Raw genomic sequence first — 24,114 nt, forward strand, 5'->3', positions numbered from 1 at the left:
TCAGAAAAAACTGTTCGTAACCATATATCAAACGCAATCCAAAAACTAGGTGTTAAGGGAAGAGCCCAGGCAGTAATTGAACTTATTCGGATGGGAGAGTTAAAGTTATAAAACAGAAAACATTTTATAATATACCAATACATCTACTATTTGTTGTACTCCATACACGATAAGAAAAACTGATCGTCAGAGTGTGATCAGTTTTTCTATTTGCCGATATTAATTTATGTGATGCTTTTCGTTTGTGTACCATGAAAATCACATAAAAATTGTGACCTATGCAGTTATAAAAGTAAAAACAAAGTATTCTCCAATTTTAGTTTTCAATCGTTTTATATCAAGTGTAAATTTCTTTAAGCTGAAAAATTCAATGAATTCTTAATCAATTGTTGATTTCCCCAACAAAATGTAACAATTCAATTTGTAATTTTAACAACAATTTGCAGATAATAAATTCACGGCAAATTTATGAAGTGGTTAATGATTGCAATAATTAGTTATGTTATAATAAACATCAAGAATTGTAATTTTATGCAACAACACTATTTTTCAGTTAAAACACCAATAATTATTTAATAATATACTTCATTTTTAAACACGTATTGTTCAAATGTGCTACTATTACGGTAAAATCTGATGAAAATTAGTTCAATTGCTATTTATGTTAGGGAGTAAAAAAATAATTATAGATTTTTCAAATAAGCTGTCGAAGGTATCACATTGCTATTTACAGCATTTTAATAATAATCAATAAAGTTTTAATAATATATTAAAGGATGAATACAAATGAGCGATGCAAAACTAGATTTAATTTTAAATAAGTTAAATTCAATGGAAAATGATATGAAGACGATGAAGAATGAAATCGAAACAGTGACGAATCATCTTAAAAAACTAGATACAAAAACAGAACATATTCAAAACGATGTAACTAATATTAAAGATAGTATTGAACGCATTGACCATACAGTAAATGAAGATGTCATAGCCATCTTAAAAACAATAGAAAATAAAACAAATGACAACGATGCCGACATCGTTGTATTAAACAATCGTCTTTTCAAAGTAGAATCAAAAATACAGAAAATAATTGGTCAATAACATTAGTGAATTCATCTAAATCAACGCTTATAAGTTATCTAACAGCTTATAGGTTTTTTATGCCTGTTTCAACCCAATATGTAATAAAAGTTATGATTCATATCGATGACCCTTTCACAGTTCCTTTTTCAATCGTTGATTTATTTTCTTCTAACCATTTATGGTAAATTTCTTTAAAACGTTCTTCTTACCCATCCTTATACCCATCAAATACAACTTTATCTAATTATAGATATTGCGGTTAACCTTTCATTATTTCCCTTTATTTTCTCACCGATTTGTTCCTACATCAATGAATTTAGCGGTGTTTGATTCTTTTTATCAACTAAATGCTGTTCACCATACACGATAAGAAAAACTGATCGCAAACGCATGACAAGTTTTTTTTGCCCATATTATTTATGTGATACATTTTGTTTTTTGTACCATGAAAAAAATTCTGTAATCAACATTATTAGACAATTTACTCATAATTTTCACAATTTGCTATGTAAATCGTGTATAATGTATTTTTAACAAGTGTTTGAAATAAATGCATACCGTATAAATATTGAAAGGAGGATTTAAATGACAAACGATGTTTCCAATCAAATTTTACATGAACTAACAAGATTGAATGGTCAAGTAAGTGGGATAGAAAGCCAATTAAAAGAGGTAACAGGTGACGTAAAAAGTTTAAAAGAAGATGTTAAAGTTCTAAAAGAAGATGTAACTGTTTTAAAAGAAGACGTAAAAGTTTTGAAAGAAGATGTAACTGTTTTAAAAGAAGATGTTAAAGTTTTGAAAGTAGATGTAGATACTTTAAAAACAGATGTAAAATTACTTAAAGAAACAGCCGCTACCAAAAAGGATATTGAAGAGTTTCCGGCTGTGAAGTCAGTTATTTACGATATTGGAGACAAATTAACAGAGGTAGATTCCTCGATAAAACGCATGGAACTTTCTCAAGAAAAGTATGAAAATCGCTTAGACTTATTATCCATTCGTTCTTTAGATCAAGAAGCTGAGATTAAAAATATCAAACATCTTGTTAAGAATTAACTTTACCTGCTAAACCTTATAGTCATTTCACAATTGATACATACCAATCCCGAAATCAAGAACTGATTCAAATGGAAAAATTAAATTTATAAAACAAAAATATTTTTTATTTCCATTTCATTTTCATTTACTTTTCGCTAGAATAAGAAAAACTGATCGTTATACATTGATCAGCCTTTCTCTTACTATTTAGATATGGATTAAGTTCCATCATAAATTCTTTCTCCTACTACCGTAAGGCTCGACTGACAACATGATGTGCGATATCTATGTGGCGTACGATTGAGCTGCTTCAGCCTCGTTTCACTTTCCTTACCGCAAGCATTACACTTAAAAACGAAATGTTTACCAATTTTTGTTGTTTTCGTACTTGGTGCACCGTGTTTTATTAACTCCGATTCAAAAAACGGGTGGCCATCACTGCTTGGGTTCTCCATCATATGAAATGCATAATGGATGCATTCATGTTTTAAAATTCCTATAATCACATCATCTGTTCCATATTCAAGTGTATTTCCCGCTATCTCAATACGTAGTGGACGTTGATCATAAGAGACAACAAATCTGCCTAATGTTGTTCTAAGCCGATTATTTCGCTTAATAGGTATGGTTAAAGTTATGCCATAGCATTCTTGTAAAAAGTTACTCGCTATTTCCGTTAATTCTTCTTCTGAAATTGTTGCTCACTCCTATATGTTAGAACAATATTACCTTTTCATTATAGCAGTGAGCATATAGAAAATTCTATTTTTAAATCTATTTTACCATTAACTTTTCTTTTATTGATTCGGGTAGATTTTGTGATTTTCCTGTTTTAGGATTTACATTAACCAATCTCCCTCTTCCCGTTAAACAAACTTCATCTGACTCATTTACCGCTAAATAATGTAGATCCAGTGAACTGTTCCCAATAGAGTCAGTCTTAACAAAGAGTTTGATTGTCTCTCCAAAAAATATTTGTCTATGATAATCACATTGTAAATCAACAACAACAGGAATAGACTCAGGATTCGTTAGATTCGAAAATAATTCTAAATGTTTCATATATTCAATTCGCGCTTCTTCAAAATAAATAAACGGTGAGACGTTATTTACATGTCCAAACATGTCAGTTTCTGAAAAACGAATAGTAATATCAATATGAAATGAGAATTCTTCTTTCCATTGTTTAAAATCGTTTATATATGAAATATGATGCATGGAATATTCCCCCCTCCTAAACGTTAAATTTTTTTAAAAGATTTTCGAGTTTTAACGCTAGACCAATATTACCTTTTACTTTCAGCCTGCCTGTCATATAAGCTGATGCCGAGTTTAAATTTCCTTGCAATAATTTTTTAAAGTTCTTTACACTCATCGTAAGTGTACAATCAGCTGAATTATTTGCACCTGAGTCAACTAATGCACTTCCATCTTTAAAAATTAATCCATATGTACCAGCGTCATCTCCAGTGATCTCAAAAATATAACTCGCATTTAAATCTTTAATCAACTCAGGCCGTTCATTAGCCTTTTTTTCAATTTCATCCCAAATTTCACTTAATGACTTCGTATCTAAATCCATTATAATATTCGCCCTTTCAAATGAATGATTGTTCACCCATTATAATATGAAAACAATAAAAATGAAAGCGCAATCTTCAATAATCAATTAAATTGACTTACAATATATGTACCGTTACAATCATACCTAGATGGGTATATTAAATATAAGGAGGGATTTTAAATGAGCGAAACTGATTTACTAATAACACTTACAGCTCATGAGAATGATGAAAACAATGTAACAATAGCATTTACAATGGGAGTTAAAGCTATCGAGAAAAATCATCGAACAGAAATAATGCTACTTTCAAATGCTGTGCATGTAGCGGAGAAAGGATATGCAGAAAAAATCGATATCGGTGCCCCTTTTTCACCGATTGATGAGCTATTAAAGACATTTCTTGATAAGGGTGGCAAATTAAAAGTATGTTCTTCTTGTATGGAACATAATGGTGTAAAAGAAGAAGATCTAGTTGAAGGTGCTGAAGTTATAACTGCAGATAATGTAATTGATGCGATTATGGAAGCGAAGAAGTCATTACAGCTAAACTAAAATAGAAGTATAGATAAATTGATTGAAACACTTATTAACATGCGCAAAGTGACTCTCATATGATGATAGGTAGTTGAAAATGATGATGAGTCTTTATACCAACATGCGAAGTGGGGAAATAAGATGCAGAGTCGCTGCACTAACATGCGAAGTGGGGAAATAAGATGCAGAGTCGCTGCACTAACATGCGAAGTGGGGAAATAAGATGCAGAGTCGCTGCACTAACATGCGGAGTGATGAAATAAGATGCAGAGTCGCTGCACTAACATGCGGAGTGGTGAAAATAAGATGCAGAGTCGCTGCACTAACATGCGGAGTGATGAAATAAGATGCAAAGTCACTCACAAACATGCAAAGTGGCGAAATAAGATGCGGAGTCGATCAATCATATTTCAATTTACATTCTAAAAAACCCCTTATTGATAATTATCAATAAGGGGTTTTTTAGTCAATTATGAATTAGTATGCGTTGTCGCTACCAAAGAAATTTTTAAATGATTGCACAACTGTTGCTCTGTTCATTGCTGCGATAGAAGTTGTTAATGGAATACCTTTTGGACAAACTTGGACGCAGTTTTGTGCGTTACCGCATCCTGTAATTCCACCATTTTCCATTAAGCCTTCCAAACGTTCACTTTTATTCATTTCACCTGTAGGGTGCGCATTAAATAATCGTGCTTGGGATAATGCGGCTGGTCCAATAAAGTCTGATTTAGCGTTAACGTTTGGACATGCTTCTAAACATACTCCACATGTCATACATTTAGATAGTTCATAAGCCCACTGACGCTTTTTCTCTGGCATACGAGGTCCAGGTCCAAGATCGTACGTACCGTCAATTGGAATCCATGCTTTAATTTGTTTTAGGGCGTCAAACATACGTTCCCGATCAACGATTAAATCACGTACAACAGGGAAAGTATCCATCGGTGCTAAGCGAATTGGTTGCTCTAATTTATCAACTAAAGCCGCACAAGATTGACGGGCTGTTCCATTAATAACCATGGAACAAGCACCACAAACCTCTTCTAAACAGTTCATTTCCCATTGAACTGGAGTAGTTTTTTCCCCTTTAGCGTTAACTGGATTTTTTTGGATTTCCATAAGTCCAGAAATTACGTTCATATTTTTACGATAGGGTACATTAAATGTCTCTTCGTAAGGGGAGGAATCAGGGCTGTCTTGTCTTGTTATAATAAAAGTAACAGTTTTTTGTTCAGCCATTATTTTTTGCTCCCTTCACTTGTTTTTGTATAGTCACGTTTTCTCGGTGGAATTAAAGAAACATCAACATCTTCATATGTTATAACTGGTTCACCTTTTTCATATGTTGCAATAGTTGTTTTTAAGAAATTCTCATCGTCACGCTCAGGGAATTCTGGCTTATAATGAGCTCCACGACTTTCGTTACGGTTCAATGCTCCTAGTGTAATTACACGAGCCAGTTCAATCATATTTCTTAGCTGACGAGTAAACATAACACCTTGGTTACTCCACTGAGAAGTATCAGTTACATTAATATTTTCCCAACGCTCTAGTAATTCCTGGAGTTTTTCATCTGTTTTTTCTAGACGATCATTTTCCCGAACTACTGTTACGTTATCTGTCATCCACTCACCAAGCTCTTGGTGTAATTGATAGGCGTTTTCTGTACCATCCATTTTGAGAAGTGCTTCAAACTTCTCTTGCTCTTCTTTTGCACGAGCATCAAATAGTTCAGGACCCATGTCTGTTACATGTTTATCTAACCCATCGATATATTCAATTGCCTTTGGACCGGCAACCATTCCACCGAAAATAGCAGATAATAGTGAGTTAGCACCTAGTCTGTTTGCGCCATGCTGTGAATAATCACACTCTCCCGCAGCAAAAATACCAGGAATGTTAGTCATTTGATCATAGTCAACCCATAATCCACCCATAGAATAGTGAACAGCAGGGAAAATTTTCATTGGAACTTTACGAGGGTCTTCTCCAACGAATTTCTCGTAAATTTCAATGATTCCACCTAATTTTATATCAAGTTCTTTTGGATCTTTATGGGAAAGGTCAAGGTAAACCATGTTTTCTCCATTAATTCCTAACTTTTGATTCACACAGACATCAAAAATTTCACGTGTTGCAATGTCCCTAGGAACTAGGTTACCATATGCAGGATATTTTTCCTCTAAGAAATACCAAGGTTCTCCATCTTTATATGTCCATACACGACCACCTTCACCACGAGCAGATTCACTCATGAGACGTAATTTATCATCACCTGGAATTGCTGTCGGGTGGATTTGGATAAATTCACCATTCGCATATTTTGCACCTTGCTGATAAAGCACGCTTGCCGCTGAACCAGTATTAATAATTGAGTTTGTTGATTTACCAAAAATGATACCAGGTCCACCTGTTGCTAAAATCGTTGCATCAGAAGGGAATGATTTAATTTCGTGACTTTTAATATTTTGTGCGACAATTCCTCTGCCAACGCCTTCATCATCGATGACTGCACCGAGAAATTCCCATCCTTCATATTTTGTCACAAGTCCTTCTACCTCAAAACGACGAACCTGTTCATCTAGTGCATATAATAATTGCTGACCTGTTGTTGCCCCAGCATATGCTGTTCTATGGTGCTGTGTACCTCCAAAACGTCTGAAATCAAGCAGTCCCTCTGGAGTACGGTTAAACATAACACCCATACGGTCAAGCATATGAATAATACTTGGTGCTGCGTCACACATTGCTTTTACAGGCGGTTGGTTTGCTAAGAAGTCCCCACCATATACCGTATCGTCAAAGTGAATATCAGGAGAATCACCTTCTCCTTTTGTATTTACCGCACCATTAATTCCACCTTGGGCACAAACAGAGTGAGAGCGTTTTACTGGTACGATAGAAAATAAATCTACTTGAACGCCAGCTTCGGCAGCTTTGATCGTTGCCATTAATCCAGCAAGTCCGCCACCTACTATTGCGACTTTTCGGTTACTCATTGTTTATACTCCCTCCTCTAAGTAATTATGCTCCCATACCAAATTCAATGATCGTTCTAATTCCAATATAACTAACTACTAAGAAAACAATAACTGTTGCGTATGTAATGATTTGTTGTGAACGTGGAGATTGTGCAATTCCCCATGAAACACAGAAGCTCCATAATCCATTCGCTAAATGGAATACGACAGCGAGAATAGAAATGATATAAAACCAGAAATAGAATGGCTGAGTTAAGATTCCTTCCATTAATTGGTAGTTCACTTCAGCATTCCCTAATGCGACTTGAACTCTTGTTTGCCATACATGCCATGCAATAAAAATAAGTGTAATAATACCCGATATACGCTGTAATAAGAACATCCAGTTACGGAAATAACCGTATTTTCTTGTATTATTACGAGTCGCCAATACGATGTATACTCCTAAAATGGCATGAAATAAAATCGGTAAATAAATAACTACAATCTCCAATACAAGTACAAATGGAAGTGAACTCATAAAGCCAGCTGCCTTATTAAAGCTCTCTTCTCCATAAACAACAAAATGGTTCACAATCAAGTGTTGTACAACAAAGATACCAATTGGAACAACACCTAAAAGTGAATGCAGTCTTCGGTAAAAATATTCTCGATGATCCACCATGTGTTACTCCCTCCTTAACTTATTTTTTATATAAAATTTTTAAAAAATTGCACAACAGGTTTAGAAATAGGTTTTATAAATTTACTTTAGAAATTATTTACTGCTCTTTTTAAAAATATTGATCAATATATAAGTATGCCTCTAAAGTTAATTCATCACCTATCATTAATTGAAAACCAGTGTTTATTGAATTCTTCTTTATTGTACTTCTAACTAGAAAAAGCGTCAAGAAAAGGGGTATTAATTTTACACATATGGTGTTAATATAAATGGAAATAGTATAACATTTTAGCACTTAAGACTCAGCTAATCGACGTTTTATCCCAATATATTAACATAATATTAATCTACGAAACTATGATATAATATAAGCGTTACAAATAAATTATACATGTAAAGGATGACTTAGATGGACAGAAACTTAATCTCGCTCTCTACGCTAGATGAGTTTAATTCCGAAACTATTGGTCAAGATATTCTCAGGTATATTAGTTTACCTAGCTTTCTTGGTCATGAAAAAGATACACTTTTATATTTTATTGGCCGCACTCTCGCTAGAAGAATACATATGGAAAGTCTTGAAGATGTTATTTATTTATTTAAAAAATTTCGCTGGGGAAACCTTGAACTAATTAAAAATAAACAAAATCATATGATTCTTCATTTGATGTCAGATGATGTTGTAAAACGTATGCAAGCTTCTATTGATGTAGATTTCCGTTTAGAAGCCGGTTTTATTGCAGAAGCAATGCAAAATATAACTGGACGTCCAGCAGAATGCCTAGAAACAATTAATGAAAGATTGTTCCGAGTGGAATATAAATTGTATTTTACTGATTAATAATCAATCGGAATAGACGATAAAGGAATTACATCTGTTTTGCTCCAATATCAAGGTCACAGACTATCAAGTTTTGTGACCGTTTTTAATTTTTTCAACAGATAAAGTGTATTAATACCCTTTTATAATGCTACACCTTAAAAATTTAACCATTAGAAATAAAATCGATATCCCCTATTCGTCCGATTCATCCGATCGATTATCAGGCGGTTCATTTAAACTTTTCAACACATTTTCGGCAACATTTATAGGAATCCCAAGTTTAGTCATGTCTTCAATCGTTGCTTCCTTTATTGCACTGATAGATTTAAAATGAGTTAAAAGCAAGTTCCGTCTTTTTGCACCAACACCAGGAATTTTGTCCAATTCAGATTGCATAACTCCCTTTCCACGTAATTGACGGTGAAATGTTATCGCATAACGATGCACTTCTTCTTGAATTCGTTGTACTAAATAAAACTCATTGGATCTCCTCTCAAGTGGAACTACTGTTGGAGGATCTCCATATAGCAATTCACCTGTTTTATGTCTTTCATCTTTAACTAATCCACATAATGGAACAGATAACCCAAGTTCGTTTTCAAGTACATCTCTTGCTGCTGACATTTGTCCCTTTCCACCATCGACAATAATTAAATCTGGGAGAGGTAGATTTTCAGTTAAAACCCTTTTGTACCTGCGCCTAACAACCTCTCGCATTGTCTCATAATCGTCCGGTCCTTCGACATGTCTAATTTTATATTTTCGGTATTCATTTTTAGTTGCTCTCCCATCAATAAAAACAACCATGGCTGAAACTGGATCGGTACCTTGGATGTTTGAGTTATCAAACGCTTCGATTCTTCGAGGTGTTTCAATATTCAATAACTCACCCAATTTTTCAACAGATTTAATTGTTCGTTCTTCATCGAGTTCGATTAAAGAAAAACGTTCTTCCAAAGCAATTTGTGCATTTTTACCCGCTAATTCGACAAGTTCTTTCTTTCGTCCTCTAAAAGGTGTATGCACATCTATTTCTAACAGTTCCTTGATTAAAGCTGCATCCGTGCCAATTGAGACTAACACTTGTTTTGGTTTTAAATTACGTTGATGTAGGTAAAACTGTCCAATAAAACTAATAAACGCATCTTTCGCTTCTGAATAATAAGGAAAGATCGATACATCGCGTTCTAATAATTTTCCTTGGCGAATAAAAAATACTTGAACACACATCCAGCCTTTATTACAGCTATATCCAAATATATCAATGTTTACCTTTTCATTTAAGGTCACTTTTTGTTGTTCCATCACTGCTTCAATATGGGTAATCTGATCTCTTAATTCTTGTGCCCTTTCAAAGTTGAGTTCATCACTTGCGACTAACATTTTTTCTTGTAAATCATTTTTTATTTCTTTATATCCACCATGTAAAAAGCTACTTATTTCTTGAATAATCTTATCGTATTCCTCTTTTGGAACGGTTTTTTCGCCACATGCTAAACATTGATCCATATGGTAATACAAACAATAACGACCAGGTGGGTTATTACATTTACGAAGCGGATAAAGTCTGTCTAATAATTTCTTTGTTTCTCGTGCAGCAATTACATTTGTATACGGCCCGAAATATTTTCCACCATCTTTTTTTATTTTTCGTGTAATTAATAATTGCGGATGCCGTTCATTCGTTATTTTTAAATAAGGATAACTCTTGTCATCTTTAAGCATGACATTGTATTTAGGATCATATTTCTTAATTAAATTCATTTCTAATATAAGTGCATCAATTTCACTGGAAGTAACAATATACTCAAAATCTGCAATTTCCATCACAAGTCGCTGTGTCTTCTCATCGTGTGCCCCAATAAAGTAAGACCTGACGCGGTTTCGTAACATTTTTGATTTCCCTACATAAATAACAGTACCATGTTTGTCTTTCATTAAATAACAGCCTGGTTTGGCTGGTAAGACTTTCAATTTCTCTTGAATGGTAACATCCATCTGAATCCCCCCTTATTAGAAAACTTGGCTTATCGTTAAAGAAAACATGCCCTCATCACCAGGGGTATGCCGACAGTTAGGCAGAGGGCCTGTTCTTAGTCGGCCTTCCTGGCGAAAGACAGAGATGATGTTGCACTTATGCTAAGTGAGTGCAAGCCTTGGCAAGAACTAAAGATGCACTTACGATTGATTGACGTGCTAGTGACTTACGCCTGAGACAAATCTTTACGGTGGGACGAACGAAAGTCCAGTCCCAGGACGCCCGAGCTTTTAGCTAGTGAGCGAGTCAAAATAGTTTTATCCTTTCTTATCTGCCTATGAGACGATTATAACAAAGATAATCCCTTGCCTCAGTAAGAGGAGCAAGGGATTACCAAAATATCTTAATTTACTAAGCCTTATGCGTGTTTATTAACTAGTTCTGCTAGCGCTTCTTTCGGCTGGAAACCTACAACTTGGTCTACAACATTACCATCCTTCATTAAAAGTAAAGTTGGAATACTCATTACACCATATTTTCCAGCTGTTTCTTGGTTATCATCAACATTCAATTTAACAATTTTAACTGTCTCACCCATATCCCCATCAAGTTCTTCAAGAACCGGAGCAATCATTTTACAAGGCCCACACCATGGTGCCCAAAAATCGACAAGTACTAGCCCATCCGTAGTTTCCTGTGCAAAATTTTGATCAGTTACATCTACAATTGCCATTTAAACTCCTCCATTTCAAATCTTGGTTGATTCTGCATTCGATTATATCACCGTTAGTTTTAGCTTGCTAGTAGTTTGCTTATACATGCATAATTCATATTTGGCTTTAAACGAATACCACTGCAGAAAACATTTCGTATCATTTCCAGCCAACGCATCTCAAAAGGGGTTCTTGTCTTTTAGAGCAACTAAGCATCTTTTTTGGCCACTGCGCATGTCGTGAGAGCCACTAAGCATATTTTCCAGTCACTACGCATGTTGAGAGGGCCACTAAGCATATTTTATAGCCACTACGCATGTTTGAGAGCCACTTCGCATCTTCTGTCTTCAAATGATAATTTTTTATAAAACAACCTTTAAGTCGGTCATTCTTCAGTAAAAAAACGTAACTTATTTTAAAAAATCTGATCACTATTTTATTGCGATCAGATTTTCCGCTCTTACCCTATCTGTTGCTTTAGTTCTTCAGTAAGTAAAGGAATAACTTCGAATAAATCGCCAACAATTCCGTAATCAGCAATGTTAAAAATATTTGCTTCCGGATCTTTGTTAATCGCAACGATTACTTTCGAGTTTGACATTCCGGCTAAATGTTGGATCGCTCCAGAGATCCCAACAGCAATATATAAATCTGGAGTAATAACTTTCCCTGTCTGTCCGATTTGTAAGGAGTAATCACAGTACTCAGCATCACAAGCCCCACGAGATGCTCCAACTGCACCGCCCAATAGATTAGCTAATTCATAAAGTGGCTCAAATCCTTCTGCACTTTTTACGCCACGTCCACCTGCGATAACAACGCTCGCCTCAGACATGTCGACACCTTCAGATTGTTTACGGATCACTTCTTTAATAACGGTACGCAAATCTTTTACATCGACATCCTTTGCCTGAATTTCTCCTGAGCGGGATTCATCTTTCTCAAGCGTTGCGATGTTATTCGGTCTGATTGTAGCAAACGTTATGCCTTCTTTAATTACTTTTTTCTCAAATGCTTTTCCAGAATAGATCGGTCTTGTAAAAATTACATCCTCACCGTCTGTTTCAATTTCCGTTGCATCGGAGATAAGACCTAATTCTAGTCTGCTTGCAATTTTTGGAGTTAAATCTTTTCCAATAGCAGTGTGACCCATAAGGATCGCGTCCGGAGTTTCTTCGTCAATTACTTCCAAAACCACTTGTCCATACCCTTCAGACGTATAATTTTTCAAATTTTCATGCTTCACCGTTACTGCACGATCGGCACCATAATAGATCATTTCCTGAGCTTGGTCTTCCAATTCACCATCACTTAGCAGAAGTGCTACTACTTCGGCATTTTCATTCATTTTCTTAGCAGCTGCAATTGCTTCAAAGCTAACATTTCGTAAAACACCTTCTCTTGATTCACCAATAACTAATATTTTATCGCTCATCTTAACTTCTCCCTTCTCACCCTTATTTACAGTACTTTCGCTTCATTTTTTAATAATGATACTAATTCTTTTACTTGGTCTTCGATTTCCCCTTCTAAAATACGACCAGCCTGTTTTTCAGGAGGTAAAAAGATATCGACCGTTTCCGTTTTTGGTTCCAAATCATCTTCATCAAGATCCAAATCATCAATTTCTAATTCTTCTAAAGGTTTTTTCTTCGCTTTCATAATTCCTGGTAAAGAAGGGTATCTTGGTTCATTAAGTCCTTGTTGACAAGTGACAAGAAGCGGTAAATTGACATCGATCTTTTCGACATCCCCTTCTACGTCCTTTTCAATATGAGCTGTTTCTCCTTCTATATCGAGCCCAACAATGGTAGTAATATATGGAATATCTAATCTTTCTGCTAACCGTGGACCAACTTGACCACTTGCCTCATCGATAGCAACATTTCCGGCTAAGATTAAATCAACTTCTTTATCTTCAAAAAATGCTTCTAAGATTTTAACCGTTGTAAATTGATCTCCTTCTTCAAGGTCATCTTCAGTATTAATTAAAACAGCCTTATCCGCACCCATCGCAAGCGCAGTACGTAATTGTTTTTCGGAATCTTCATCTCCAACTGTCACAACGGTTACTTCACCCCCGTGTTCATCACGCTGGACAATTGCCTCTTCCACCGCATATTCATCATAAGGGTTAATGATAAATTCAGCGCTATCATCTTCAATTTCTCCATCGGTAACAACAATCTTATCTTCGGTATCAAATGTCTTTTTTAATAAAACGTAGATATTCATATTTAATTCCTCCCTATCTTATCTTTATTATAAGCTGACAACGTCAAACAAGCTGTGATCAATTTTTAAACTTTCTTATCTGTCTTTAAATTTCGGCTTTCGTTTTTCGATGAATGCTTGAATACCTTCTGTTGCATCTTCATTACCAAAAACTTCTCCAAAGGCTTCCGCTTCTCGATCTGTTCCTGCTTGGAAAGAAGCAACTTTTGTATATGGAATTAATTCCATTATTCTTGTAATAGCCGGTTTACTTTTTGTAGCTATCTTTTTAGCTAAATTTCTCGCTTCACTTAGCAACTGTTCATCATCAACAGCTCTATTCGCAAGTCCAAGTTGTACCGCTTCTTCGCCTGTAACTGTATCCCCTGTTAAGATCATTTCATATGCTTTAGGGCTTCCAACAAATTGTGGTAACCGCTGTGTTCCTGCAAATCCCGGAATAATTCCAAGCGTAATTTCCGGTAAACCAAGCTTGGCAGTTTTCGTAACTAAACGAATATGACAAGCTAAAGCGAGCTCCAAACCACCACCCAAAGAAGCACCGTGAATCGCAGCAATGATCGGTATATGAAATCTCTCCATTCGGGAAAATAATTTTTGCCCCATTTTTGCAAGTGACTCATAATCAGATGCCGCTTGTAAAGAAGTAAATTCCTTAATATCTGCTCCTGCCGAGAAAAATCTGCCTTCCCCTGTTAAAATAACAGCTTTTACTGTATCCTCCTTTTCAATCTGGTCTAATTGTGTTTCAAGATCTTTTAATATTGTTGTGGAAAGAGCATTGGCAGGCGGACTGTTGATCGTAAGGGTTGCAATATGATCTTCAATAACTAGCGATAATGTACTCACCTTATTCCTCCTTAATCATAGATAATAACCAAAATATATAGTTTTTTAACAAAACTTCATGGTTTTGAGGGGACCATATACTATTTGAAAAATCCTTTTGTTAAAAGATCGTGAACTTCTTCTGCTTGATCTAAAAGTGAATAACGCTGAGATTTCATTAGCCAAGTAGTAACTGTTTCATCAAGCGTTCCAAAAATCATTTGCCTTATTATTTGTGGATTAACATCTTTTCTTATTTCATTTTCCTCGATTCCTTGCTGGATGATTTCATCGATGACATTCAAATATGATTTTAGTACTTTATTAATCTCTTTTCGTAATTCAGGTTTTGATTGTCTCAATTCTAGTTGTGTTACAATCGCTAAATGCGGTGATTCTGAAAGTTGTTTATAATGCATGTTAATTAGTGTTAACAGCTTATCACTGGCTGACTTTTGCTCACTTGTTGCGTTATCAATCATTTCTATAAAATGACCCATCTTCTCTTTGAAAACTGAAATTAATATGTCTTCTTTATTTTTAAAATATAAATAAATAGTTCCATCTGCTACATTTGCTTGTTTTGCAATCTTTGACACTTGGGAAGCATGATAACCATTTTCAGCTATTACAATTACTGCAGCATCGATAATTTGTTTATATTTTGGCCGTTCTTTGTTCATTGGGACTCCCCTCACTTTAATAAAAAATTACTTATGAATGATTGGTCATTCATAAGTAATTGTAGCGTTTTCATTTCATTATGTCAATAAAGATATTTATCGAATGAAAACGCATGTTTATTTTCTCTATCTATTTTAAGAAAATTATTAAAAAGTAGTCTTCATTCCTTGCTTTATCTTATAAATTTCCATAAATTAATTTACTTTTTTATCTTCTTCCATTGCATCAATGGACTCTTCAATTAATTGTCTTTTTAAAACTTTTCCAACGATTGTTTTTGGTAGTTCATCACGAAACTCATAGATTCGCGGTACTTTATAAGGTGCTAAATTTTTTCGACAATATCGATTTAATTGTTGTTCGTCTAATTTTTCACCTTTTTTAGGAACAATGACTGCTTTAACCGTTTCTCCTCGATATGCATCAGGGACTCCAATAACCGCAGCTTCCTGTATTCCCGTATGCTCAAACAATACCTCTTCTACTTCTCTTGGATAAATATTAAAACCACCAGCTATAATCATATCAGACTTTCGATCTTCAACATAGAAATATCCCTCTTCATCCATTCGTCCCATGTCACCCGTTAGTAACCAACCATCTTCTTTCAATACTTCCTTTGTATCTTCTTCTCTGTTCCAGTATCCCTTCATTATTTGTGGACCTCTGACAGCAATTTCTCCTACTTCACCAACAGGTAATTCCTCAAGTGTTCCTTCCTTAACAATCATTGCTTCAGTATCAGGCCAAGGTACTCCTATACTCCCATGAATTCGGTTACCCCAAATGAAATTGGCGTGTGTGACAGGTGACGTTTCAGTTAATCCATACCCTTCCACAAGACGTCCACCTGTTATTTCTTCAAACCGCTGTTGTATATCAAGTGGTAGTGAAGCCGATCCACTAATACATGCTTCAATTGATGATAAATCATATTTTTCAAGATTCGGATGGTTTAACAGTCCAATATAAATGGTTGGCGCCCCTGGGAACAAGGTTGGTTTTAACTTTTCGATCGTTTTCAAAACTTCTTCTGCATCAAATTTTGGCATTAAAATCATTTTTGAACCATACATAACAGATAAATTCATTACGGTTGTCATTCCATATACATGGAAAAACGGTAAAACACCGAGAACTATCTCTTGACTCTTTCCCAACTTATAAAGCCAAGCAGTACACATCTGAACATTTGCAACTAAGTTATAGTGGGTGAGCATAACTCCTTTCGGCTTTCCTGTCGTCCCACCGGTATATTGTAGTAACGCTAAGTCTTCCTTTGGATCAATCTCAACTTTTTCATACGAGTCGGAAACGCTTTCAAAAACTTTTTTCCAAACATGTGTATCTGCAGATTCTTCTACTTTAACTACCATATTATATTGACGCTTTTGAATAAATGGGTAAATGAGATTTTTGGGAAACGGTAAAAAGTCACTTATCCGTGTGACAATTGCATGCTCTAAATCCGTTTTATCTCGCACACTGGAGACCCGTGGTAATAGGATATCCAAACAAACGATGTATTTTGCTCCTGAATCCTGTACTTGATACTCGAGCTCCCTTTCCGTATATAAAGGGTTTACTTGAACAACTACTCCACCCGCCATCAATGTCCCATAATACGTTATGACAGCTTGAGGACAGTTAGGTAACATACTAGCAACACGATCACCTTTTTTTAATCCAATTGACTGCAGAAAACTTGCCATTTGCTTTGCTTGTTTCAGTAACTCTCCAAAAGAAATTTCTTTCCCCATAAAATGAAGCGCTTTCTTTTCCGTGTGACGTTTACCACTTTCCAATAAAAACTGGTAAAGTGGGATTTCGTCATACTGAAGCGTAGTAGGAATTTCTTCTGGATAATGCCTAATCCAAGGCTTTTCTTTATCCATCTTTATCCCCCCATACTAAATTTAAAACTGTCAGAAGCGAAGTTCTTAGATGCTAGTCAATTCATGAGGTTCCTTCAAAAATTCTGTCATTTTTTACGAGAAAAACCAATAAGCGACACCAACAATTATAAAAACAACTGCGACTGAAATAAGTATTTTTGCTAGTTTATCGAGTACCATTGTTATCCTCCATTATAGAGAAAGAGCCTTATCAGCAATCGTTTCTCAAAGTTTATCATAAAATGAATAGTAATTCAATATAATAATGAATGTTTGTTCAATTTTGTATTACTATGTCATGTTTAGTCCTTTATTGGAATTCAATAACTGTAACACCACTTCCTCCTTCATTTTGCCCACCTAAACGATGTGATTTTATATGGGAATGTGATTGAATGAAATTTTCTACTCCTTTTCTAAGTGCTCCAGTACCTTTGCCATGGATGATCGTCACTCGTGGATACCCTTGGACAAGCGCATCATCAATGTACTTTTCTAGTTTTAACAGTGCATCTTCATAGCGTTCTCCTCTGAGATCAAGCTCTGCTTTTACTGTCCCCCCGCTGGAAGAAATCATATGTGATACAGGACGAGATGGGGAATCTGCTTTTTCGTCTTTTGCTTTTTTTACAAAAATGAGATCTTTTCGTTTCGCAGTTATTTTCATCATGCCAACTTGGATCACATACTCATTTTTATTTTTCTTTTCAATAATTTCACCTGTTTGTTGTAATGTTTTATGTTTAATTTCATCGCCGACTTCGAGTTCTTGTTGATCAGCTTGAACGTCTTCTCTATTTTCAACTTTAACGAGTTCAGGCTGGGCTTCATCCAACATTTTTCTTGCTTCAATCCATTCATGCTCTTTCCACATTGCTTTATCTTTCATTTGGCGAACTTCATCGACGATAATTTGAGCTTCTTCTCTTGCTTTTTGGAGCGCTTTTTCCGCTTTTTCTTCCGCTTTTTTATAAAGCTCCATTTTTTTCTGTTCAAACGTATTCCATTCTTTTTGCAAATCGGAACGAAGCTGTTCACTTTCTTCTAAAATACGATTCGCTTCCGCAAGTTCCTTTTCAGCTTCTTTTCTTGATTTTTCTAAAGCTGCAATCATATTTTCGACATTCTTGGAATCGACACCTAGATAACTCTTTGCATGCTCAATAATTTCTTTACGGAGCCCTAAACGATCCGATATTTCAAACGCATTACTTCGACCTGGTACTCCCATCAATAAACGATACGTAGGACGCAATGTTTCCACATCAAATTCCACAGATGCATTCATGACAAATTCACGGTTATACCCATAAGCTTTTAATTCAGGATAATGCGTTGTAGCCACCACTCGTGCATCGCAGTTAATTACTTCATCTAATATGGCCATCGCCAGTGCTGCTCCTTCTTGAGGATCTGTACCGGCTCCAAGTTCATCAAATAAAACTAGCGATGTTTCATCAACTTGCTCCATTATGTTTACTATATTCGTCATATGCGAAGAAAATGTACTTAAGTTTTGTTCGATCGATTGCTCATCACCAATATCTGCAAACACCTGTTTAAAGACCGCTAGTTTACATCCATCAAATGCTGGTATTTGGAGGCCGGACTGCGCCATCAATGTACAAAGTCCAATTGTCTTTAGTGTGACTGTTTTTCCCCCGGTGTTCGGACCAGTAATGACGATTGCATGATAATCATCACCGATGGCAATATCGCTTGCAACTACATTTTCAATCGGAATAAGTGGGTGTCTAGCCTGTTTCATGTCAATAATTCCCTGTTCATTTAGAGTCGGCTTAGCAGCTTTCATTTTAACGGCTAACCTAGCTCTTGCAAAAATACAGTCTAAATTTGCGATAACTTCTATATTAATCAGTAAAGATTCTTCATGCTCTGCTATTTCTGACGTTAACTGTTGTAAAATTACATCTATTTCTTGTTTTTCTTGCAAAATTGCTTGTTGCAGCTGGTTATTCAAATCAATAATCGCGCGCGGCTCCATAAAAAGAGTTTGCCCTGAGGAAGATTGGTCGTGAACTATTCCTCCAATTGCACTTCGATATTCATGTTTTACGGGTAAAACATAGCGATTATTTCGAATGGTGACGATCGCATCTGATAACATTTTGCTTTTTGTTTTTGTTAATTGTTGCAGTCGTTCACGGATACGCGTTTCATACGTACGAATTGTTTGACGGATTCCCCTTAATTTTGCTGATGCATCATCAACGACATCACCATGATCATCTATTTTACTTTTAATTTCTTTTTCCAAAAATTTTAATGGGGTAATTTCTTCTACGATTTCCTCTAGTAGAGGGAAACTTTCTTCTAAATTTTCAATAAAACTTTTCATATTTCGCCCAGTATAAATCGTTTGCGCAACTTGTAAACACTCCGTAGTATCAAGCATGCTTCCAATTCGGCTTCGTTTCAGACTTTCCGTAATATCGTATACTTGAGAAAAAGGTACAGTCTTATCTAACCTTATAACATGTAGCGCTTCATCCGTCTCGTTTTGAAGGCGTTGTATCATTTCGATATCGGTTTGTGGCGTAAGTTTTTGTACCGCTTCCTTACCAACGGATGAAGCGGTCTCTTCCAGTAATAAATCAATAACTTTATTATATTCCAATACATGTAACGTCCGTTCATTCATAAAAACCTCCATCTCGACTCGCTCCGCTCCTCGAGTCAAATAGTAATGAAAACGAATGCGGATTTTCGTTTATAATAGAGTTAGGAAAGGCACACTACAAAGCACGGTGGGGTGAGTTGTAGGAAACCAAACCTCGTTTGTTTGAACCAGCATAAAAACCAGTGTAAGGTCGGGGCTTTCAAGCACAAATGAGTGGAACTTAGAGTCCGCACACTAATCATTGTTTTAACAAATCCTGTTAAATGCTGCCCCGATCAGTCCCTGCCTCTCCGCTACTTATAGAAAGGAGCGAAGTCCCATGAAAGTCGTGTATCCCGTTTGTTGTGGTATTGATGTGCACAAACGCTTTTTAATCGCGACCATCATTACCACAAAAGCTGGCGAGTTAACACCACATTATCAAAAGAAACGATTTTCAACGTTCAATAATCAGATTCTGGCATTGAAAAACTGGTTATTGGAACACAACTGTTACGATGTCTGTATGGAAAGTACCGGGAAATACTGGGTCCCCGTTTCCAATTTACTTGAAGGTGAGATTAATGTCACCATTGCGAATCCCAAATGGGTTCGTGCAGTAAAAGGAAACAAAGATGATAAGAAGGACTCCAAATGGATTGCCGAACTTTTCCGTATGGGTTTAGTCAAAGGTAGTTTTATTCCTGCAAAAGATATTCGTGTACTGCGGGAGTTTACGCGCTACCGCACTCGCTTAGTTAGCCATCGTTCTAGTGAGAAGAATCGGCTTCAAAATGCATTTACCGTTGGTAATGTTGCGATGGACGCCGTCGTTTCCGACATGTTTGGTGTTAGCTCTAAGAAAGTCCGAGATTATCTCATTTCAACTAAGGACTTTAACCCTGATCATGTCCTTTCTTTACTTCATGGTAGTATGCAATCAAAAGGACAAGAATTAATTGAATCCATTGAGGGTTACAGCTTTACACCTGAACAAATTATTCGAATTCAACTCATCGAAGAACACAAAACATATCTCGATCACTCCATTGAGCTTCTAGATAATCAGTTGGATGAGATGATTAAACCATATGAAGCAGCTGTTCAGCTTTTGGAGACTATCCCAGGAATTCGCCGTCAATCAGCGATTCAGATTATCTCGGAAATCGGTGTGGATATGTCCCAATTTTCATCTTCCAAAAAACTCTGTTCTTGGGCTGGACTTGCACCGAGCAGTAATGAATCTGCTGGAAAAAAGAAATCGGTCAAAATCTCACGAGCAGGTGTCTATCTCAAGCCAGCACTTGTCCAGTGTGCTCATGCAGCAGTTAAATCAACGGAAAAGCAGCCTTATTACCGCAAGAAATATGAACGCATCTACAAACGGCGTGGGAAGAAACGTGCCATTATTGCGATTGCTCGTATGATACTCACGGCAATCTATCATATGCTTTCCACAGGTGAGATATGGAATCCAACTGATTTGTACAAAATTGACATGCCAGACAATTTAGTGCAGAAACAGAAGGAAAAAGCAATCAAACAGGCGACAAAACTATTAATTGCAGAAGGGTTCTTGCCTGAAGACTTTGTCAGGAAAGAACAATCAACTACAGCTTAATAATCAGATAACCACCGCAAAAAAAAATACATTTTTTTATGGTTTATTTGTTGTGCCCTCTGAAATATTTTACATAGAAGTTTCTACTGATTTTGTTTTCACACTAACACCTGATAGATTTGATCATATTTTGTATTAAAAGGGTTGTAAAACTTGAATCGACTATTGGCGGGTAGACATAAAGTAACCTCACTTAGAAACGGGGTGTTTATGAAAATATCCTTTTAAGGTGTTCGAGTAATGTGCGATTGACATATTAAAGAAATCCATCTAGAGTTGAATTGATACTGGTAAACTTATTACTGATTAACCAATAGAATTAAAGATTTTTTCAAATTTAATATTACTAGACTTAGAGGAGGAAACTATGAAAAATATTAACATCGCGCTCATCCCTGGTGACGGAATCGGCCCTGAAGTTGTTGCTGAGGGTGTAAAAGTTTTACAGGCAATTGAAGAACTTGATAAAGAACTATCCTTTTCATTTCAAGAATTCCCTTGGGGTTGTGAGTATTACTTAGAACATGGAAAAATGATGGATGAGGATGGGATTGAAAGATTAAAAACATTCGATGCAATTTATCTCGGGGCGGTTGGCTATCCTGGTGTGCCGGATCATATTTCTTTATGGGATCTTTTGTTACGAATTCGAAAAGAATTTGATCTCTATGTCAATATTAGGCCTATAACATTGTTGAATGAAAAACTTACCCCTTTAAAAAATAAAACAAAAGAAGACATTGACTTTTTAGTGATTAGAGAAAATAGTGAAGGTGAATATGCAGGTGCTGGAGATTGGTTATTTAAAGGAAAACCGGAAGAGGTTGTTCTTCAAACAGGAGTTTTCTCTCGTAAAGGAACAGAACGAATTATCCGCTATGCATATGAAGAAGCCCAAAAGCAAAAGAAATCACTCACGAGTATTAGTAAAGGAAATGCTTTAAATTATTCGATGGTCTTCTGGGATGAAGTTTTTGAAGAAATTGGCAAAGAATATCCAGATGTAGAAACCTATTCCTATCTCGTTGATGCGGCTAGTTTATATTTTGTCTCCAATCCGGAACGATTTGAAATCGTCGTAACTTCAAATTTGTTTGGAGATATTTTAACAGACATAGGTGCAGCTATTACAGGAGGTATGGGACTAGCAACCGGTGCAAATGTCAACCCGGAAAGAAAGTATCCTTCTATGTTCGAGCCTGTTCACGGTTCTGCACCTGATATTGCGGGAAAAGGTATTGCAAATCCATTAGCGGCCCTTTGGTCGGTTAGCCAAATGATGGATTACTTTAAAGAAGAGGAGTGGGGAAAACTTATCCTCGATACGATTAAAGATATATTAAATGAAACAGAAAGCTTAACCCCAGATTTAGGAGGAAACGCATCGACTTCCGAAGTAGGAGATCGTTTTGTTGAATTACTAAAAAGAAATGCACAAAACAGATAATTAACAGGTTGCTTAAAACAACCTGTTTTTATTATAAAACGAAAAGTCACTCTACATCTTTTTTTGCGACTCTGCATGTGATGCGAGCCACTTCGCATCTTTTTTCCTCACTCAACATTTTGCGCTAGACACTCTGCATCTTTTTCTCTCACTCAGCATCTTGTGACAGTCACTCTGCATCTTTTTTCACCACTCAGCATGTGGCGCGAACCACTTTGCATCTTTTTTCACCACTCAGCATGTGGCGCAAACGACTCTCCATCTTATGCAAACTTGCTGATCTTCAAGTTTACACTATACCCGTCAGTTAACCACGAGAATCGCGATTATCCTCACAATCCACGATAACCACGAGGTAGCTCATTTAACGAGTGGCCCCTCTTCTTCATCCGGCGACCATAAATATATGTCCAAGTTCACTTTTCCTGACTCATTAAAATGAACTCCTTCCAATTCAAGTAACTCTCTTTGCTCACTGCCTTTTAAAGAAATTTCACCTTTTGAATTGATCACCCTATGCCAAGGGAGTTTATGTTTCTGACTCATGGAATGAAGAATCCAAGAGACTTGTCTTGCTGCACGTGGCTTTCCAGCGACTTTTGCTACTTGGCCATATGTCATCACACGACCAGCGGGGATGCCTAGAATAATTTTAATTACATTTTCAGTAAAAACCTCCACGCTAATCCTCCAATTATATTGCTAACTTCTCTTTCACTTCTTTAATTTGCAAAATATGCCGCTTCTCATGCCAACCAATAAATTCAATCCATTGGGCTAAACTTAATTTCTTAAATCCTGGATGAGGTAAGGCCTTTTGTTCCAATAACTTCTTATCTGTATTGTTTACAAATTTCTGCAGTTTTTCCCTAGAAGAAGCAAGCTTTCGTTCCAATTCTTCCAATGTGGCAAACGATTCACTCGGCTTTACATTGCTAGGTGCTTCAACTTTAATTTCGCGATTTACCGCCAAATGAATCGGTCTTTCTTTAATTGTCACTTCTTCTCCTTTAGCTAATTCTTCCTGGACGGACTTGATTACTTCCAGTTCGAATAAATATAAATGCTCCAAAACTTGCCTAATAGACCACTCATCATCGGCTGGTTTTCTATTAATTTCTTCATCTGTTAATCCTGTTACTTCATTTAATAGTTCATCTCTTGCCTCTTCATTTATTTTCACACAATCACTCCCCATTAAAAAACCAAATATTTAAGAAACCAATTAAAAATAAAAACATTCCCATTCCTTTAAATGTAAAACCTGTTACAGCATTTTTTTCAGGTACCCATGACTCTAAAAACTCTTTGTCTCTTTCCTTTTTCAATAGAGACCCCCTAAAACGCTTATAATTAGTTTATCAGTTTAATCTGAATTTTTGAATGATATTTTAAAAAGA

The 24,114-nt window shown here is 35.9% G+C and carries 24 protein-coding genes; 7 read left to right on the forward strand and 17 right to left on the reverse strand.

The genetic code is table 11. The annotated features are described in order from the left end of the window. The 3 genes from ACPYKA_RS04255 to ACPYKA_RS04265 all read left to right on the forward strand — a co-directional run. On the forward strand, window positions 1–111 hold a 111-nt coding region (locus tag ACPYKA_RS04255; RefSeq protein WP_479541169.1), incomplete at its 5' end, for a LuxR C-terminal-related transcriptional regulator. 675 nt (window positions 112–786) lie between these two features. After that, window positions 787–1,101, forward strand: coding sequence for a hypothetical protein (locus ACPYKA_RS04260; protein ID WP_479541141.1), 315 nt, complete (start codon window positions 787–789; stop codon window positions 1,099–1,101). 567 nt (window positions 1,102–1,668) lie between these two features. Then, window positions 1,669–2,142 carry a hypothetical protein gene (locus tag ACPYKA_RS04265; protein ID WP_479541142.1) on the forward strand — a complete coding sequence of 158 codons (474 nt, stop codon included), beginning with the start codon at window positions 1,669–1,671 and terminating at the stop codon, window positions 2,140–2,142. A gap of 200 nt (window positions 2,143–2,342) precedes the next feature. On the opposite strand, the gene ACPYKA_RS04270 is transcribed toward ACPYKA_RS04265, so the two are convergent. From ACPYKA_RS04270 to ACPYKA_RS04280, 3 genes are all read right to left on the reverse strand, one after another. Continuing rightward, entirely contained in the window at window positions 2,343–2,819 is a 477-nt protein-coding gene (locus ACPYKA_RS04270) for a SprT-like domain-containing protein (protein ID WP_479541170.1), read from the reverse strand. A gap of 79 nt (window positions 2,820–2,898) precedes the next feature. Further along, entirely contained in the window at window positions 2,899–3,342 is a 444-nt protein-coding gene (locus ACPYKA_RS04275; RefSeq protein WP_479541143.1) for an acyl-CoA thioesterase, read from the reverse strand. A gap of 16 nt (window positions 3,343–3,358) precedes the next feature. Next, window positions 3,359–3,706 (reverse strand): SCP2 sterol-binding domain-containing protein, encoded by a 348-nt coding sequence (locus ACPYKA_RS04280; protein WP_479541144.1) that lies wholly within the window; start codon window positions 3,704–3,706, stop codon window positions 3,359–3,361. A gap of 162 nt (window positions 3,707–3,868) precedes the next feature. On the opposite strand from ACPYKA_RS04280, the gene ACPYKA_RS04285 reads away from it, so the two are divergent. Then, window positions 3,869–4,240, forward strand: coding sequence for a DsrE family protein (locus tag ACPYKA_RS04285; protein WP_479541145.1), 372 nt, complete (start codon window positions 3,869–3,871; stop codon window positions 4,238–4,240). A gap of 459 nt (window positions 4,241–4,699) precedes the next feature. Here the strand turns inward: ACPYKA_RS04285 and sdhB are convergent, their stop codons facing one another. The 3 genes from sdhB to ACPYKA_RS04300 are packed head-to-tail and all read right to left on the reverse strand — an operon-like array spanning window position 4,700 to window position 7,870. Next, window positions 4,700–5,464: a succinate dehydrogenase iron-sulfur subunit gene (sdhB, locus tag ACPYKA_RS04290; RefSeq protein WP_479541146.1), complete on the reverse strand. Its 765-nt coding sequence runs from the start codon at window positions 5,462–5,464 to the stop codon at window positions 4,700–4,702. Continuing rightward, window positions 5,464–7,224 (reverse strand): succinate dehydrogenase flavoprotein subunit, encoded by a 1,761-nt coding sequence (gene sdhA / locus ACPYKA_RS04295; RefSeq protein WP_479541147.1) that lies wholly within the window; start codon window positions 7,222–7,224, stop codon window positions 5,464–5,466. Before sdhA ends, sdhB begins: the two co-directional genes overlap by 1 nt. A gap of 25 nt (window positions 7,225–7,249) precedes the next feature. Then, complete coding sequence (locus ACPYKA_RS04300) at window positions 7,250–7,870, reverse strand: succinate dehydrogenase cytochrome b558 subunit (RefSeq protein ID WP_479541148.1); 621 nt, start codon at window positions 7,868–7,870, stop codon at window positions 7,250–7,252. A gap of 409 nt (window positions 7,871–8,279) precedes the next feature. Between ACPYKA_RS04300 and ACPYKA_RS04305 the strand changes: the two genes are divergently transcribed. Next, window positions 8,280–8,711: a DUF2507 domain-containing protein gene (locus tag ACPYKA_RS04305; protein WP_479541149.1), complete on the forward strand. Its 432-nt coding sequence runs from the start codon at window positions 8,280–8,282 to the stop codon at window positions 8,709–8,711. A 174-nt stretch (window positions 8,712–8,885) separates the two neighbouring features. On the opposite strand, the gene uvrC is transcribed toward ACPYKA_RS04305, so the two are convergent. From uvrC to ACPYKA_RS04345, 8 genes are all read right to left on the reverse strand, one after another. Next, on the reverse strand, window positions 8,886–10,691 hold the full coding sequence (uvrC, locus tag ACPYKA_RS04310; RefSeq protein ID WP_479541150.1) for an excinuclease ABC subunit UvrC: 1,806 nt from the start codon (window positions 10,689–10,691) through the stop codon (window positions 8,886–8,888). A gap of 398 nt (window positions 10,692–11,089) precedes the next feature. Continuing rightward, window positions 11,090–11,404, reverse strand: coding sequence for a thioredoxin (gene trxA / locus ACPYKA_RS04315; protein WP_479541151.1), 315 nt, complete (start codon window positions 11,402–11,404; stop codon window positions 11,090–11,092). A 440-nt stretch (window positions 11,405–11,844) separates the two neighbouring features. Further along, window positions 11,845–12,819 carry an electron transfer flavoprotein subunit alpha/FixB family protein gene (locus ACPYKA_RS04320; protein WP_479541152.1) on the reverse strand — a complete coding sequence of 325 codons (975 nt, stop codon included), beginning with the start codon at window positions 12,817–12,819 and terminating at the stop codon, window positions 11,845–11,847. Window positions 12,820–12,845: 26 nt separating this feature from the next. Further along, complete coding sequence (locus ACPYKA_RS04325; RefSeq protein WP_479541153.1) at window positions 12,846–13,619, reverse strand: electron transfer flavoprotein subunit beta/FixA family protein; 774 nt, start codon at window positions 13,617–13,619, stop codon at window positions 12,846–12,848. A gap of 75 nt (window positions 13,620–13,694) precedes the next feature. Next, entirely contained in the window at window positions 13,695–14,468 is a 774-nt protein-coding gene (locus ACPYKA_RS04330; RefSeq protein ID WP_479541154.1) for an enoyl-CoA hydratase, read from the reverse strand. A gap of 80 nt (window positions 14,469–14,548) precedes the next feature. Further along, window positions 14,549–15,130 carry a TetR/AcrR family transcriptional regulator gene (locus ACPYKA_RS04335; protein WP_479541155.1) on the reverse strand — a complete coding sequence of 194 codons (582 nt, stop codon included), beginning with the start codon at window positions 15,128–15,130 and terminating at the stop codon, window positions 14,549–14,551. Between the two features lie 195 nt (window positions 15,131–15,325). Further along, window positions 15,326–17,026, reverse strand: a complete 1,701-nt coding sequence (locus tag ACPYKA_RS04340) for a long-chain-fatty-acid--CoA ligase (RefSeq protein ID WP_479541156.1) — start codon at window positions 17,024–17,026, stop codon at window positions 15,326–15,328. A gap of 310 nt (window positions 17,027–17,336) precedes the next feature. Next, window positions 17,337–19,688, reverse strand: coding sequence for an endonuclease MutS2 (locus tag ACPYKA_RS04345; protein WP_479541157.1), 2,352 nt, complete (start codon window positions 19,686–19,688; stop codon window positions 17,337–17,339). Between the two features lie 298 nt (window positions 19,689–19,986). Here ACPYKA_RS04345 and ACPYKA_RS04350 point away from each other — a divergent pair, with 298 nt between their 5' ends. Beyond that, a complete protein-coding gene (locus tag ACPYKA_RS04350; RefSeq protein ID WP_479541158.1) occupies window positions 19,987–21,267 on the forward strand; it encodes an IS110 family RNA-guided transposase in 1,281 nt (426 codons plus the stop codon). 367 nt (window positions 21,268–21,634) lie between these two features. Further along, on the forward strand, window positions 21,635–22,714 hold the full coding sequence (locus ACPYKA_RS04355) for a tartrate dehydrogenase (RefSeq protein ID WP_479541159.1): 1,080 nt from the start codon (window positions 21,635–21,637) through the stop codon (window positions 22,712–22,714). A 360-nt stretch (window positions 22,715–23,074) separates the two neighbouring features. On the opposite strand, the gene ACPYKA_RS04360 is transcribed toward ACPYKA_RS04355, so the two are convergent. Genes ACPYKA_RS04360 through ACPYKA_RS04370 form a run of 3 tightly spaced genes read right to left on the reverse strand, consistent with a single transcriptional unit; the run spans window position 23,075 to window position 24,042 of the window. Continuing rightward, window positions 23,075–23,395, reverse strand: a complete 321-nt coding sequence (locus ACPYKA_RS04360) for an MGMT family protein (RefSeq protein ID WP_479541160.1) — start codon at window positions 23,393–23,395, stop codon at window positions 23,075–23,077. Window positions 23,396–23,408: 13 nt separating this feature from the next. Further along, on the reverse strand, window positions 23,409–23,897 hold the full coding sequence (locus ACPYKA_RS04365) for a DinB family protein (protein WP_479541161.1): 489 nt from the start codon (window positions 23,895–23,897) through the stop codon (window positions 23,409–23,411). 4 nt (window positions 23,898–23,901) lie between these two features. Then, on the reverse strand, window positions 23,902–24,042 hold the full coding sequence (locus ACPYKA_RS04370) for a hypothetical protein (protein WP_479541162.1): 141 nt from the start codon (window positions 24,040–24,042) through the stop codon (window positions 23,902–23,904). Window positions 24,043–24,114: the final 72 nt, after the last annotated feature.

This window comes from Pseudogracilibacillus amylolyticus (SeqCode) (assembly GCF_051918545.1).
Taxonomy (GTDB): domain Bacteria; phylum Bacillota; class Bacilli; order Bacillales; family Amphibacillaceae; genus Pseudogracilibacillus.

Excerpts from the sequence above, each read along its gene's own strand:
- ACPYKA_RS04260 (WP_479541141.1), top strand. The coding sequence starts at position 787 with ATGAGCGATGCAAAACTAGATTTAATTTTAAATAAGTTAAATTCAATG.
- ACPYKA_RS04265 (WP_479541142.1), top strand. The coding sequence starts at position 1,669 with ATGACAAACGATGTTTCCAATCAAATTTTACATGAACTAACAAGATTG.
- ACPYKA_RS04275 (WP_479541143.1), bottom strand. The coding sequence starts at position 3,342 with ATGCATCATATTTCATATATAAACGATTTTAAACAATGGAAAGAAGAA.
- ACPYKA_RS04280 (WP_479541144.1), bottom strand. The coding sequence starts at position 3,706 with ATGGATTTAGATACGAAGTCATTAAGTGAAATTTGGGATGAAATTGAA.
- ACPYKA_RS04285 (WP_479541145.1), top strand. The coding sequence starts at position 3,869 with ATGAGCGAAACTGATTTACTAATAACACTTACAGCTCATGAGAATGAT.
- sdhB (WP_479541146.1), bottom strand. The coding sequence starts at position 5,464 with ATGGCTGAACAAAAAACTGTTACTTTTATTATAACAAGACAAGACAGC.
- sdhA (WP_479541147.1), bottom strand. The coding sequence starts at position 7,224 with ATGAGTAACCGAAAAGTCGCAATAGTAGGTGGCGGACTTGCTGGATTA.
- ACPYKA_RS04300 (WP_479541148.1), bottom strand. The coding sequence starts at position 7,870 with ATGGTGGATCATCGAGAATATTTTTACCGAAGACTGCATTCACTTTTA.
- ACPYKA_RS04305 (WP_479541149.1), top strand. The coding sequence starts at position 8,280 with ATGGACAGAAACTTAATCTCGCTCTCTACGCTAGATGAGTTTAATTCC.
- uvrC (WP_479541150.1), bottom strand. The coding sequence starts at position 10,691 with ATGGATGTTACCATTCAAGAGAAATTGAAAGTCTTACCAGCCAAACCA.
- trxA (WP_479541151.1), bottom strand. The coding sequence starts at position 11,404 with ATGGCAATTGTAGATGTAACTGATCAAAATTTTGCACAGGAAACTACG.
- ACPYKA_RS04320 (WP_479541152.1), bottom strand. The coding sequence starts at position 12,819 with ATGAGCGATAAAATATTAGTTATTGGTGAATCAAGAGAAGGTGTTTTA.
- ACPYKA_RS04325 (WP_479541153.1), bottom strand. The coding sequence starts at position 13,619 with ATGAATATCTACGTTTTATTAAAAAAGACATTTGATACCGAAGATAAG.
- ACPYKA_RS04335 (WP_479541155.1), bottom strand. The coding sequence starts at position 15,130 with ATGAACAAAGAACGGCCAAAATATAAACAAATTATCGATGCTGCAGTA.
- ACPYKA_RS04340 (WP_479541156.1), bottom strand. The coding sequence starts at position 17,026 with ATGGATAAAGAAAAGCCTTGGATTAGGCATTATCCAGAAGAAATTCCT.
- ACPYKA_RS04345 (WP_479541157.1), bottom strand. The coding sequence starts at position 19,688 with ATGAATGAACGGACGTTACATGTATTGGAATATAATAAAGTTATTGAT.
- ACPYKA_RS04350 (WP_479541158.1), top strand. The coding sequence starts at position 19,987 with ATGAAAGTCGTGTATCCCGTTTGTTGTGGTATTGATGTGCACAAACGC.
- ACPYKA_RS04355 (WP_479541159.1), top strand. The coding sequence starts at position 21,635 with ATGAAAAATATTAACATCGCGCTCATCCCTGGTGACGGAATCGGCCCT.